We start from the raw sequence: 13348 nt of genomic DNA on the forward strand, positions 1-13348 counted from the left end.
CTGTGTTCATACCGCTTTGAGGTCGCTTTGCTTCCGACTGATTCGATCTACCGCTTCGACAACATCGAATTGCGCCCTTCCACCCGGCAACTGCTGGTAGCGGGCCAGCCCGCCAACTTGGGGAGCCGCGCCTTCGATGTGCTTTCGGCCTTGATCGCGCACCGCGAGCGGATGCTGACCAAGAACGAGCTGCTCGAGATGGTGTGGCCGAACCTGGTGGTGGAGGAAAACAACCTCCAGGTGCATGTGAGCGCGCTGCGCAAGCTGCTGGGGCCCAAAGCCATCGTCACGATTCCGGGCCGCGGCTATCGCTTCGCCGCCGCGCTGGACGCCCTGCCCGCTTTGGCCGCGGTCGCCGCGAGCGCCGGCGCGCCCGCACCGAGTCCCAGGGGCGCTCCCATGGCATCTGCCGCCAGGGCCCTGCGCTCGGACACCGGCAACCTGCCTGCCCTGCTGCCCCCCTTGCTGGGCCGGGATACCGAGCTGGCGATGCTGCGCGAGCTGGTGCTGCAGCAGCATCGGCTGCTCAGCCTGCTGGGGCCGGGCGGCATCGGCAAGACCAGCCTAGCCCGCGCCGCCGCCCGCCAGGTGGCGCACGACTTCCGGGACGGCGCCTGGATGGTGGAACTGGCCTCCATCTCGGACCCGGCCGCGCTGCCCGGCGCGGTGGCGCTTGCCTTGAGCATCAACCTGCCCGGCCGGGCCGACGCGAGCGTCGAGCTGGCCGAACGTCTGCGCGGCCACGAACTGCTGGTGCTGGACAACTGCGAGCACCTGATCGAGCCCGTGGCTGCGCTCGTGGGCTACTTGCTCGAAGCCGTGCCCAAGCTGCATGTCCTGGTCACCAGCCAGGAGCCCTTGAAGCTGGCCACCGAGCGGCCGGTCCGGCTCGGCGCCCTGGCAGTGCCAGACCATGCCGTCCTGGCCGATGCGGCGACGCATGGCGCGGTGGCCCTGTTCGTGGCTCGCGTCGGCGCCATGCAGCCGGGCTTCCGGCTCGACGAAGGCAATCTGGACGCGGTGGTGGACATTTGCCGCGAGCTCGACGGCCTGCCGCTGGCGCTGGAACTCGCCGCCGCGCGCGTGCCGCTCCTGGGCGTGCAGGGCGTGCGGCAGCACCTGGCCCAGCGCCTGCATGTGCTGAAGAGCGGCGTGCGCGATGCGCCTTCGCGCCATCGCACCCTGCGCACCACGCTCGATTGGAGCCATGCGCTGCTGAGCCCGGATGAGCAGAAGGTGTTCCGCCGGCTCGGCGTGTTCGTCGGCGGCTTCGGCCTCGAACTGGCGCAGCAGGTGGCGTCCGACGAGAGCATCGATATCTGGGCCGTGCTGGACCATCTCGGCAACCTGGTCGACAAGTCGATCGTCGTGGTCGATGCCGGCCCGGTGCCGCGCTACCGCCTGCTGGAGACGGCCCGCGTCTACGCCCGCGAGCAGCTCGAGGCGGCCTCCGAATGGGACAGCCTGCGCCAATGGCATGCGCGCTGCATGCAGTCGGCGCTCGACCGGCGCGTGCGTGCCGGCCACCTGGGCGCCGAGACGGTGGACCAGTGGGTGCTGGCCTGCAGCCCCGAGATCGACAACCTGCGCAGCGCGATCGAATGGGCCTGCGGCCCCGGCGGCGATGCCGCGCTGGCGCTCGACCTGGTGAACATCGCCGCGGTGCTGATGTACCAGGCAGGCCGCTACCCCGAATGCCTGCGCTGGATGCTGATGGCCGAGCCCCTGATCGACGAGGCCACGCCGGCGCAAGTGGTGGCCGAGTTCAGCCTCGGCCTGGCGCTGGTCGGGCTGCACGGCGGCATCAGCGCGCAGCGGCGGATGCAACTGCTCGACCGGGCCTGCGACATCTTCGAGCGGCAGCCGCCGCACGGCCTGCTGGCCCTCACCCTGTGCTCGAATGCCTACGTGGCAGCCGTGAGCGGCGATTTCGACAGCGCCGAGCGCAGGCTGGCGCAATGCCGCGAGCTGGTCGAGCAACCCGGCCTGCGCCCCTTCAAGGGCACCTGGCTGTACTGCACGGGCATGGTGCGGCGCTACCAGGACCAGCCCGTCCAGGCGCTGTCTGCCTTCTCCCAGGCGCTGCCGCTGGTGCGGTCGGAGGGCAACGCGCGCACGCTGTTCCATGTGCTCAACAACCTGGCTGCCATGCATCACGAACTGGGGCATGTCGACGAGGCGGTGGCCCAGTTCCGCGGGCTCATCGACCATTTGCAGCGCTCGACGCTGGCCGATGCGCAGATGATGGCCTTCGCGCTGAACTGGTACGCGCATGCGCTGACCGGTCAGGGCGCGCTCGAGGAGGCCCAGGCCCAGGTGCTTCGAAGCCTGCCGCATTGCCGCCGTTCGGTCGGGCTGCGCCACTTCGCGGGCATGCTGGCGCTGCTGGCGGCGCGCCAGGGCCGGCTGCGCGAGGCCGCGTTGCTGATCGGCTGCGACGACGCCGCGCGCCAGCGGCGCGGCGAGCGGCGCTCGCCCAGCGACGACCGCGCGATGGCGGCCGCCCTGGCGCTCATCGGTGCCGCGCATCCGGCGGCCAGCATCGAGGCCTGGCGCCTCGAAGGGGCCGGGCTCGACGAGGACGCCATCATGGCGCTGGTGTCCGAGCGGCACCTTCTCAACGCTGCCTCGGGTCCGCACGTTCGAGCTGCGTGATCAGGTAGGGGAAGACGTCCCGCGCCGCATCGCGCCCGATGAACAGGTCCATGTGGGCGTAGCCGTCGAAGATGTGGCGCGTGTAGAGCGTCGGGTCGTTGAAGGCCGACAGCCAGCTCTGCGTGCGGATGCAGGTTTCCGGGAAGAAGAGCTGGTTGCCGGCGCCGGCCACGAAGCTGATCGGCAGCGCCAGCCGCGGCGCGTTCTCCGGCACGACGTAGACGTCGCGCCCCTCGCTGTCCACCGCCTTGGCCTGCTGCATCATCAGGCTCAGCTGCTCGAAGGGGCGCAGTGACACGCAGCCGAACATTTCCGCCAGCGCCGTGTGGGTGGCGTTGTTCAGCTGCGCATGCGCATACGAGGGGCCGAAGATGGAGAACACGCGGCGGCACAGCGGGTTCTTGCATTCCTCGCCGGCGGGAATGGGCACCTTCCAGGCGAGCGTGTCGATTTCGCGGTCCAAGTCGGTGGTGCCGGGCACGCTGTCGAAGCGGTCCTCCAGCGGTGCATAGCCTTCCAGCAGCCGGGCCAGGCCGAGATCGGCCTTGGCGTAGTTGAGCCAGTTCGTCACCGGATGCAGCGTCAGCTGCGAGGAGACGATCGACCGCACGCCGGTCATGCCGTCGAGCAAGGCCATCAGCAGGCTCATCGAACCGACGCAGTGCGCGATCGCCTGCAGATCCCGTGCGCCCGTGGCCTCCAGGATGAAGCGCACTGCGGCCGGCCAGTCGATGCGGGCGATGTCGTCGATGGTGAAGGGGGCGATCGGGCTGCCGGAATCGGGGCTGGCCCGGTAATCGAACAGCCACACGTCCCAGCCGCGCGCGCAGAGCGCTTCCACCAGGTTCTGCTCCACCGTGTCGGTGGCGAAGGACGACGCCCGCACCGAGAAGCCCGGCGCCAGCACCACCGGCCCGCGCGCGCCGCCGGCATAGCGGGTGAGCTTGATCCGGAAGCCGTCGCCGACATCCACGCTGTGCGGCACCGGCACCGGTGCGTGCAATGCGCGCCGCTGCAGCTGGGGGAGGTCGAGCGCCGGGAAGTTGTTCAAGTCCGCCAGCAGTCCGCCGTAGGCGCGGAACAGCGTCGTGGCGAAAAAGCCGCCGAACTTGGCCAGGTAGGCGGCATTGATGGCGTCGCGCGCGGCCGGCACCTGCTGTTCCACCTCACCCAGCAGGTTCGCGGGCGGCTCGAGCTTGATGGAGGAGGCCTGCCACAGGAGATCGTCGAGGTCGAGCGTCAGGATGCCCTGCGCGACCAGCGGGCTCTCGGCGCTTTCCACGTCGTGCACGCGCACGAACAGCGTGGTGGTGTCGGTCCAGGGTGAGGACCCGGGCCGCTGGTGCAGCAGCTTGTGGCCCTTGAAGCGCAGCCGCGAGTCGCCGCGCTGCAGCATCATCTCGTAGGTCATGGTCCAGGTTTCCACGCGCTGCGCATCGGCCGGCAGCAGGTGGAACACGCCGCTCACGACCGGCATCGGCTCGTGCCACAGCGCCGGGCAGGTGACGGTGCCGGAGATGGTTGCGGCGTGGGTCGGGTCCGAGACCATCGCGTGCAGGTCGTGGGTGTGGATGGTCAGCTCGAAGCACATCGTCTGGTTGCGCACGCGGCCCCAGGCGCAGGCGACTTCGTAGTCGTCGGCGATGCGGCGCGCCGCGTCGGGGCGCGCGACCACCGCCTCGGTGCTGATCCAGCCTTGCATGGTTTCGGTGAACTGGAAGCTCGGGCTGAGCAGCGCCGGATCCTTCTCGATGAGCTTCTTGATCGCGTACTTCGCCAGCTCGATGGCGCCTGTTTCGAGATTCCCGGTCACGCTCTGGAGCAGCGCTTCGGCGTCGTGCGCGATCGACGAGATCTCGCGCTCCAGCCGCTCCAGCAGGCCCGAAGGAGGCGCGGCGGGAGGCGAGGATGCGCTGCTGCGCGCCGGCAAGATCTGGCGTGGCTTCAGGCCGAGCTCGATCGCCCAGCCTCGCGCGTCGCACAGGTTCTGGCTGGCGCGCTCGGCCAGCGCCGTGATGGTCAGCAGCGGATTCACGCCTGCCGCGCCCGGCAGCACCGCGCCGTCGCAGACGTACAGGCCCTCGTGCACCGCACCGCCGTCGTTGCCCGAGAACACCTGGCTCTGGTGGTTGACCACGCCATCGCGCGCACTGTCGCCCATGCCGCAGCCGCCGAGCGGGTGCACGGTGATCAGCTTGCGGCCGAGCGATTCGGCCGACAGCGGGTTCGGGATGAACTGGCCCTGGACCGCGTCGTTGGCGGCCTTCAGCCACGCCTCGTCCCTGGCGATCGTGGGGCTGGCGCCGGCGTTCGGCCAGTCGATGCGCAGCCGGTCGTCCTCGAGGTGCAGGCGGCCGGCCGCCTCGTCCACGCTCATCACCAGGTAGGTCTGCGTGCGGGCCACCGCGCCGCTGTAGGCCAGTTGGGTCAGGCTGCCGGGGTCGCCCTGCACCGCCTCGCCCAGGGCCTGGGCATCGAGCAGGCGGGACTTGGCTTGCGTGGCGCCGTACGCGAACTCGCCGCCCAGCATGGCGTCGGCGAAGAACAGCGCCGGCGTCAGCAGCGGGGCCAGCGCGCCGGGGATCACGCCCTCCTCGATCACCAGCCCGTCGCCCACCTCGGGCGTCTGGCGCATGTCGATCACGCCGGTGATGCACGGCCCCGGCAGATCGGCCGGCACGACCTCGTTGCGCCCCGTGCCCACGCCGTTGATCTTGCGCTGGACCGCCTGGCCCTCCGCATCGGTGCCGGACTGCCAGTAGCTGTTATAGCCCAGGGCGAGCACATCGCCGTTGCCGGAGAAGCGCTGGCCGAGCCGGTCCGACAGCGGCAGTCCGTGCGCCTTGGAGCGCAGCAGGATCTCGGTCGAGCCCAGGGCGCCTGCGCCGAGCATCACCACATCGGCGGTGACGCTGCGCCGGCCAGCGGTCCCCTGCGCGGCCGGGCCGTCCGGACCCCGCAAGCCGACCTCGTCGAAGAACACGCGCCAGCGCGCGCCAGCGCGCTCGACGTGGCTGACCCGCGCGCCCGTGAAGATCTGCGCGCCGTGGCCGTGCGCGTCGGGCAGGTAGTTCATGCGCGTGGTGTTCTTCGCACCCACGTTGCAGCCGCTGGTGCAATCGCCGCACAGGTTGCAGCGCGGCTGCGTAACGCCGAACGGGTTCACCTGGTCGACGAAGTTCACCGCGATCGGCGGGCGCTTGAACGGCTTCTTCATCGCCGCGGCCGATTTCTGCAGCGCCAGCAGCTTGTTCAGCGGCGGGAAGTCTTCCGAATCCTCGGGATAGGGCGAGGGGTCGAGCATCTGCCGGGCCCGTGCGATATAGGGATCGAGCAGCTTCGGGTCGCGGCGGAACTCGGCCGGCCAGGGCGTCGCGTCGAACAGGCGCGGATCGATCTCCAGCGCGACGTTGGCATTGATCAGCGAGGTGCCGCCCAGGCCGCAGCCCACCATCGCCAGCATGTCGTCGTTCAGGTGCAGGTTGTACAGGCCGTCGGGCGCGCCGAGCTTGCCGCGCGCACCGTCGATCTGCATGTCGGCCTGCGCGGTGGCGATGTCGTTCGGGAACTGGCCGGGCAGGATCTCGCGGCCGCGCTCCAGCACGCAGACCGTCTGGCCGGCACGCGCGAGGCGCGAAGCCGCCACGCCGGCGCCATAGCCGGAACCCACCACGACCACCGTGTAGTGCGAGGCGATCTCGTCGAGTGAGCGGGAAATGGGCTTCATCGTCATGCGTTCGCCTTTGCCATCGTCTTTGCCCGGGCCTCGATCTCGGCCCGTGCGTCCGCAATCACCGCGACCGAGGCGGTGAAGAATTCGTCGAGCAGCAGCGTGGCGCGGCTCTGCGTGGCCTGTTGCGCGTTGCGCGAGAACGCCCCCCAGGCCGGTGCCGTGCGTTCGATGCCGGCGGCCAGCGCCGCCAGCATCGGGTTGTCGCGGTCGCGGAAACCGCCGATGCCGCGTGCGTGCACGGGGGGCATGCGCCCGTTCACCGGGTCGTTGAACAGGCGCAGCGACGCGACGTTCAGCGCATCGTCGATGAATATGGCCGACGCGCCCTGCGTGGTGGTCATGGTGGGCTGGTCCATCACCCAGCCGCCGGTGTTGAAGATGCCGACCGGCCGGTCGAAGCCGGCCACCGGCAGCTCGTCCTCGAAAGGCTTGTGGCTGTGGCCGAAGACGAAGCTGAAATCCAGCTCCGACGGCTTGAGCCCGGCCTGCTCGAGCTGCAGCTTCACCGGCCCCGACAGGTACCAGCGCAGGTCCGCCACGTCGTCGGCGCTCATCACTTCGGCATAGCCGTCGCGCTGCGACTCGGCGCCCCGGCCCAGCGTGGCGTCGAGCGTGCCGAGCACGAGCTGGCTGACCGTGATGCCCTGGAACACGTCCATGCTCCCGCTCATGCCGAAGTTCTGGTCGAGCTTGGCCACCAGCAGGGCGGCCAGCCGTTGCGAGAAGTCGTGCGATGCGGCGGCATCGCGCATCACCTCGTAGAGCTTGCCGGCGCCGGCCCCGGTCATGCCGGAACTGCCGAGGTCGGACCACATGAAGTCGACCCAGGCGCCGTTCTGGCCCTCCAGGTCCGAGATCGTCACGGTGCCGGGGTTGCGTCCCGCGCTCCGGCCCGGAGCCTGCGCATTCAGGATCGTCATCACCCGGTACATCGGGTCGATGTAGTGCCCGTGGTGCAGCACGACGCAGCGGCGGCGCGACGCATCGAGCAGGCCGAGATTCGGGTAGGCGATGTCCACCCGCGCGTCGGCCAGGCCCGGGCAGCCGGCCACGAGGCGCGTCAGCATCGACGAAGCGATCCGGGCGGCACCGGCCACGTCTCCCGCTACAGCGTCCTCGAACAGCGCGGTGTGCTTGATCAGGTCGTCCTCGATGCGGCCCTGCTGCAGCGCGTCCTGGAACTGCTGGTCCTGTGCGATGCGCCAGAGATGGTGGTCGTGGTTGCCGGGCACGTACAGCACGCGCGGGGCGAACACCGGACGGCCGCCGTCCTGCATCACCGTTTCCACGAAGCACCGGAAGGCCGCCGCCACGTCGCCCATCGGCGACAGGCCCATGTCGAGCACGTCGCCCAGCAGGATCAGTGTCGGGGGCGGGCCGTCCATGGTGGACAGCAGCTGGCGCAAGGCGCTGCCGAAGGCGATATGGGTGTCGCTGGGGCGGCCGGGATCGGGCCGTCCCTGCGCGTCGGCGTAGGTCAGGGTGCTGTAGGCGGCGCCGAGGTGAAGGTCGGACAGGCAGACATAACGCGGTGCATTCAAGGCCATGGTTCGTGGGCGGATCGGTGGACCCGGCCGGGTCCGTGCCGGGACTGTCGCCGAAGGCGGCCGCGGCGTCATGAATTCGGCCCTTAAGCGTTCTGAATTCGGGAGGCCGGCGGCCGCCTGAAGCGGGCTTCAGCACGCTTCAGTACTACTTAAGGACTGGAAGGGCGCGGCGCGAGAAGCTTGGCACTCCTTTTCACCAGCCAACGGAATAGCGCCATGCTCAAGCTGAACACCACCCCGGCCGCAGCCATCGCCGCGACGCGGCGTGCCGTGGGACTGCCTCGGCACGTGCGGCTGCGCAACGGCGTACCGGCCCAGATCCGTGCCCTGCGTTCCGACGACGCGAAGCGCTTCGGCGGCTTCGTCGCCAGGCTGTCGGCCGCCTCGCGCTGCGAGCGCTTCGGCCGCGGCTTCGGTGCCTGCTCGCCGGCCATGCTGCTGGATCTGGTCAACGTGGACGGCGTTCGCCATGCCGCTTTCGTCGCCACGCTGAGGCTGGACCACGACGAGGAGGTGATCGGGGAGGCGCGCTACGACGTCGGCGCGGACGGCGACTGCGCGGAGCTGACGCTTGTCGTGGCCGACTTCTGGCAGGGCCAGGGGTTGGCCGAGCAATTGCTCGATCGCCTGCTCGAAGCGGCGCGCGATGCCGGCCTGCACCGGCTTGTCGGCGAGGTGCCGTCTTCCAACCGCCGGATGATCCGCTTCATGCAGCGCATGGGCTTCGTCGCGTGCGCCCAGGGCGCCGATCGGCCGGTGCTGCGCATGGAACGTGGCGTGGCCCCGCGGCTGCCGCAGGCGCCCGCGCCGCGGCCCGTGGACGTACTGCGGCGCTGGCTGAGCAACCAGCTCTTCCAGTTCGGCTTCTGAATGGCCTCCCGCGGGTCGAGATAAGATGCCGCGCTTTTAGCGCGCCGGCGCACGAAGGGACCGACATGGCGATCACCACCGATGGACCGCGTGCGGATGCACCTCTGCGGCGTATTCGCGAGCTGCCGGGGCCGCGCGGCCTGCCTCTGCTGGGCAATGCCCTCCAGATCGAGCGCGAACGCCTGCACCAGAAGGTCGAGCAGTGGGCGCGCGAGTACGGCGAGATCTACCGGTTCCGCATCGCCTCCCGCGAGTTCGTCGTCATCTCCAACCCGGGGACGGTCGCCGCGGTGCTGCGCGACCGGCCCGACGGATTCCAGCGCGGCGCAAAGCTCAACGCGGCGGCTCGCTCGCTGGGCTTCAATGGCCTGTTCACCATCAACGGCGACGAATGGAGGCGGCACCGGCCCATGGTGCTGCGCGGCCTGGACCCGACCCACATCAAGGCCTTCCATCCCACGCTGGTGAAGGTCACGCAGCGTTTCGAGGGCCGCTGGCGCCGGGCCGCGGAGGCCGGACAGCCGATCGACCTGCAGGCGGACCTGATGCGCTACACCGTCGACGTGACCGCGGGCCTGGCCTTCGGCACGGACATCAACACGTTGGAGTCGGACGAGGAGGTGATCCAGCAGCACCTGGACAAGCTGCTGCCCGCGCTGGCCAAGCGCGTGCTGTCTCCGCTGCCGCGCTGGCTGACGCGGCGCGACCGGGCGGTGGAAGCGGATCTGGCGGCGGTGCACGGCGCCGTGAACGGCTTCATCGCCGCCGCGAGGCAACGGCTCGCCGACGAGCCTGAACTGCGCGAGCACCCCCGCAACCTCATCGAAGCCATGGTCGCCGAGCGCGACCGGCCCGGCTCCGAGCTGACCGACGAGGACGTTTCCGGCAACATGCTGACCATGCTGCTGGCCGGCGAGGACACGACGGCCAACACGCTGGCGTGGATGATCTGGCTGCTGCATCGCCATCCCGAGGCCGCACAACGGGCCGCCGAGGAAGTTCGTCGCGTGATCGGCGAGGGATCGCATCCCACCCACGAGCAGTTGGGCCAGCTCGATTTCGTGGAAGCCTGCGCGCACGAGACGATGCGGCTGAAGCCGGTCGCCCCGCTCCTCATCCAGGAGGCCGTGCGCGATACCGTGGTGGACGGTGTGGCGGTGCCTGCCGGCACGCCGGTGATGTGCCTGATGCGCCCCGGGGCCGTGAATGCCGCGCATTTCGCCGATCCCGAGGCGTTCTGGCCGGAACGCTGGCTCGCCGGGGATGGCCCGGGCCGGGCCGCGGGCTCGGCCAAGCGGGTCGCCATGCCTTTCGGCGCCGGGCCGCGCACCTGTCCCGGCCGCTACCTCGCGCTGTCGGAGATGAAGATGGTGGCCGCCATGCTGCTCGGCGCGTTCGAGATCGCGGACGTATCCACCGCCGACGGCACGGAAGTGCAGGAGCGGCTGGCGTTCACGATGTCGCCCGTAGGCCTGAGGTTGCGGCTACGCAACGCGCCGTAGCGCGGCCATGACCTCGGCCGCCGGCGGCAGCTCGCTGGTACGCCAGACCAGCCGAGCGTGGCGATCGAACAGATAAACCTGGCCGGTATGGCGGTCGCCCGCGGCCGCGCCCCCCTTGAACAACGAGAGCATCGGGTCGAGCGCCTCGGGGGCAGGCGCCGCCGCGCTCCATGTGGGCCTGGCGCCGAAACGCCGCAGCCAGCCGCTCAGGGCGGCGGGGTCGTCGGCCAGCGGGTCGATGCTCAGCGACAGCAGGCGCGCCGCCGCATCGCGCTCGGCCAGCAACGCGGCCTGCAGCGCCGAGAACAAGGCGCCCTGGATCGGGCAGACCGTGCTGCAGCCGGTGAACATCAATTGGACGGCGGTCGGGGCGCCGCGCAGCTGCGCCGCGAGCGTCGGCGCGGCGCCGTCGTGGCGCCGCAGCGGCAAGGCAGGGGCCGCCACGGCCGGCATCACCGGGCCGACGCCGGCGTTGGCACGGGCGGCCGGCGGCACCCCCAGCCACGCCAGCGCACCGGCGGCAACCAGGCGCCGGCGCCCGGGGGATGCAACCCGGGATGGGACGAGGGGGCGATGCGCGTTCATTCGGGGGGGCCCTGCGTCAGGTAGTCCCACAAGGCCGCGCACTGGCCATCGTCGGCATCGAAGCGCGGCATGGCTCGGGGCAACACGATGTGGGCCGGATCGACGCCGGTGCGCAGCGTGCGGCAGAAGGACGCCTGCTCGTACGCGACGGGCGGGCCGCCCCGGCGCGGGCGGGCTTCGCGCAGCTGGCGCCGGTCCAGCGGCGGCGCGAAATTGGAGGCCGCGGCGGTGGACTTGCCAGGGCCGGCGTGGCACTGGGTGCAGCGCGTCGCCGCGACCGGCAGCGGCGCGCTGTGGCCGGACAGCGTGCCGGCGAGCGGCTCGGTGCCCTCGAACAGGCGCGCGCCGCGCGCCACCGAGGCCGGCACGGTGGGTTCGCGCCACCCGCGCCACGCCAGGCCCGCGGCCAGTGCGGTTGCGAGCGCCAGCGCCATCGGGAGCCTCAGCTTGCGAAGCGCGCCGGCCACTAGCGGATGTTGATGGTGCGCGCCACGCTGGGCACGCCGCTGCCGTCCAGCGCGAACAGCATGTAGTTGCCCGGCAGCACCACGCCGCGATCGGCCGGAATGCCCAGCTGGTAGTTGCCTGCCGTGCCCGTGAAGGAGAGCGGGATGCGACGCTGGTCGGTGTTGACCGAGTGAGTGGCCGACGCCATGCGCACCAATGCAAAGCCGGCCGCCGCGCGGTCGGTGGCCACGGCGATCTGGCTGCCCCATGTGGCGGTGGCCGGCGCGGCCGTGATGGCCGGGCGGGGTGCCGGCGTTCCGTCGGGCGCCAGCAGGTAGGGTGGCGTGTAGATCTCCGCGTCAGGGTGGTCGGCAGGGCAGGCGCACAGCCCGCCGCCGCCCGCCAGCACGCGTCCGTCCAGCAGCAGCAACGCCACGCTGTGGTAGTTGCGCGGTCTCTGCATCGGCGGCAGGGTGATGAAGCTCTCGAGCACCGGGCTCCACAGCTCGGTAGCCAGCACGCTGTAGGAGTCGGAGAAGGTCACGGGCTGCGTCTGGCCGCCGATCACAAGCACCTCGCCGTTGGGCAGCACCACGCTGTTGACGAAGGTGCGGCCATAGGCCATGGGCGAGACCTTGCGCACCGTGGGTGGGTTCGGCGCGCCCGCATTGATGTCGATGATGTAGGCGGTCTTGAAGGCGTTGCCGCTGTCGTGGTTCGGCGCGCCGCCGAGCTTGAGGATCTTGCCGATGTCGTACATCACGGCGCTCGCGGTCATGGCGTACGGGTCGTCGCTGCGCGGGCCGGCCTGCAGGATGGCACCGCTGCCGAGCGTGTCGATCCAGTGCATCGCGGCGGCGGGACCGGCGTGGAACACCCAGCCGCCGGCGGCGCCGAACAGCCACATGTGGTTGTCGCCTCGGTAGACCCCGGACGCGTCCGGGCCGGCCAGCGGCGGGTTGGAGACATTGCTCGCGTCCGGCATGTTGGCCGGTACGCCGGACAGCGTGCGCCAGGTCCTGGTGCTGGCCGACCACACCTCGCCATACTTGCCGCCCAGTCCGCCGTTCCACGAACCACCGACCGTGAATACGGAGCCGTCGGACATCGTGGTGCTGGACTGGTAGGCACGTGCGATCCCGAGTTGCGCACCCGTCACCCAGCCGCCCAGCGCCGGGTCGTAGATCGAGGTCTTCACCGCATCGCTGCCGCCGGTGACCAGCACGCTGCCGTCGGCCAGCATGCTGAGGCCGGGGCAGAACATCTGGTGGCCCGTGGCCGTGACCGTCAGGGGGCTCGACGATCGCGTGGCGGGGTCGAACACCGAGGTGTAGGTGTAGGCCTCGTTGCTGCTCGTGCTGAAGCTGGTGGGCGAGCGGGCCGCCCACAGCAGCAGCTTGCCGTCCGGCAGGTTGGCGGCCGAGGCGGGCACGAGCGGCAGCGCGATCGGATCGGACCAGGGCTTGACGGCAGCGGTGGACTGCGCCGCGGTGTATCCGGCTGCCGTGAAGCTGTACTCGTTGGATGGCAGCCACTTTCCCTTGAATCGGGAGCGCAGCCGGACCACGAGGCCCGCGCCGTCCGTGGGCAGGTTTGTCACTGTCAGCGTGGTCGCGCTGGTCACGGTGTCGACCACCGGTGTCGCCGAGGAGGTCGACTGGATCGCGAAGCCGTACTGGTTGGCGCCGGTGTTGGTCCAGACGAAGGTCGCGCTGCGGCTGGCGAATTTGGTGCCGGGGGGCGGACTGGTCAGGATCGCAGGCTCTCCGCCCGGCGCCGGCCTGCTCGATGCGGACACGTCCGCGAGCGCCGCGTTAGCGCCCTGCGCTCTGCCGCCGCCTCCGTCGTCGCCGCCGCACCAAGCCAGGAACACCAGGGACGCATAAGCAAGGCCGCGCAAGGCGCGCGCCGATGGAACGCTGGTCATCCGTTCCTCCTTTTTTGATCTTCATCCGACGGGTGCCAGCTTAGTCCTTGCGCGCGCAAGAAACAATACTAAAGTATTCAAA

At 70.5% G+C, this 13348-nt stretch carries 8 protein-coding genes; 3 read left to right on the forward strand and 5 right to left on the reverse strand.

Going from position 1 to position 13348, the window contains the following annotated elements; all coding sequences use genetic code 11:
* Positions 1-27 precede the first annotated feature (27 nt).
* Positions 28-2655, forward strand: coding sequence for a winged helix-turn-helix domain-containing protein (locus tag ACSQ9I_RS26395; RefSeq protein WP_436315037.1), 2628 nt, complete (start codon positions 28-30; stop codon positions 2653-2655).
* Here the strand turns inward: ACSQ9I_RS26395 and ACSQ9I_RS26400 are convergent.
* Together ACSQ9I_RS26400 and ACSQ9I_RS26405 are read right to left on the reverse strand one after the other, a co-directional pair.
* Entirely contained in the window at positions 2618-6388 is a 3771-nt protein-coding gene (locus tag ACSQ9I_RS26400; RefSeq protein WP_436315038.1) for an alpha/beta fold hydrolase, read from the reverse strand. The two genes, ACSQ9I_RS26395 and ACSQ9I_RS26400, sit on opposite strands and share 38 nt — an antisense overlap.
* On the reverse strand, positions 6385-7929 hold the full coding sequence (locus ACSQ9I_RS26405) for a hypothetical protein (protein WP_436315039.1): 1545 nt from the start codon (positions 7927-7929) through the stop codon (positions 6385-6387). The genes ACSQ9I_RS26400 and ACSQ9I_RS26405 overlap by 4 nt, the downstream gene beginning before the upstream one ends.
* A gap of 222 nt (positions 7930-8151) precedes the next feature.
* On the opposite strand from ACSQ9I_RS26405, the gene ACSQ9I_RS26410 reads away from it, so the two are divergent.
* Together ACSQ9I_RS26410 and ACSQ9I_RS26415 are read left to right on the forward strand one after the other, a co-directional pair.
* Positions 8152-8805, forward strand: a complete 654-nt coding sequence (locus ACSQ9I_RS26410; protein WP_436315040.1) for an N-acetyltransferase family protein — start codon at positions 8152-8154, stop codon at positions 8803-8805.
* Positions 8806-8870: 65 nt separating this feature from the next.
* Positions 8871-10307 (forward strand): cytochrome P450, encoded by a 1437-nt coding sequence (locus tag ACSQ9I_RS26415; RefSeq protein ID WP_436315041.1) that lies wholly within the window; start codon positions 8871-8873, stop codon positions 10305-10307.
* Here the strand turns inward: ACSQ9I_RS26415 and ACSQ9I_RS26420 are convergent.
* From ACSQ9I_RS26420 to ACSQ9I_RS26430, 3 genes are read right to left on the reverse strand one after another with little or no spacing between them, the layout of a single operon-like run.
* Positions 10290-10892, reverse strand: a complete 603-nt coding sequence (locus tag ACSQ9I_RS26420) for an SCO family protein (protein WP_436315042.1) — start codon at positions 10890-10892, stop codon at positions 10290-10292. The two genes, ACSQ9I_RS26415 and ACSQ9I_RS26420, sit on opposite strands and share 18 nt — an antisense overlap.
* Complete coding sequence (locus ACSQ9I_RS26425; RefSeq protein WP_436309801.1) at positions 10889-11326, reverse strand: hypothetical protein; 438 nt, start codon at positions 11324-11326, stop codon at positions 10889-10891. Before ACSQ9I_RS26425 ends, ACSQ9I_RS26420 begins: the two co-directional genes overlap by 4 nt.
* A gap of 32 nt (positions 11327-11358) precedes the next feature.
* A complete protein-coding gene (locus ACSQ9I_RS26430) occupies positions 11359-13266 on the reverse strand; it encodes a galactose oxidase-like domain-containing protein (RefSeq protein WP_436315044.1) in 1908 nt (635 codons plus the stop codon).
* Between the last annotated feature and the right edge of the window lie 82 nt (positions 13267-13348).

This window comes from Variovorax sp. LjRoot84 (genome assembly GCF_964254305.1).
Taxonomy (GTDB): domain Bacteria; phylum Pseudomonadota; class Gammaproteobacteria; order Burkholderiales; family Burkholderiaceae_C; genus Variovorax.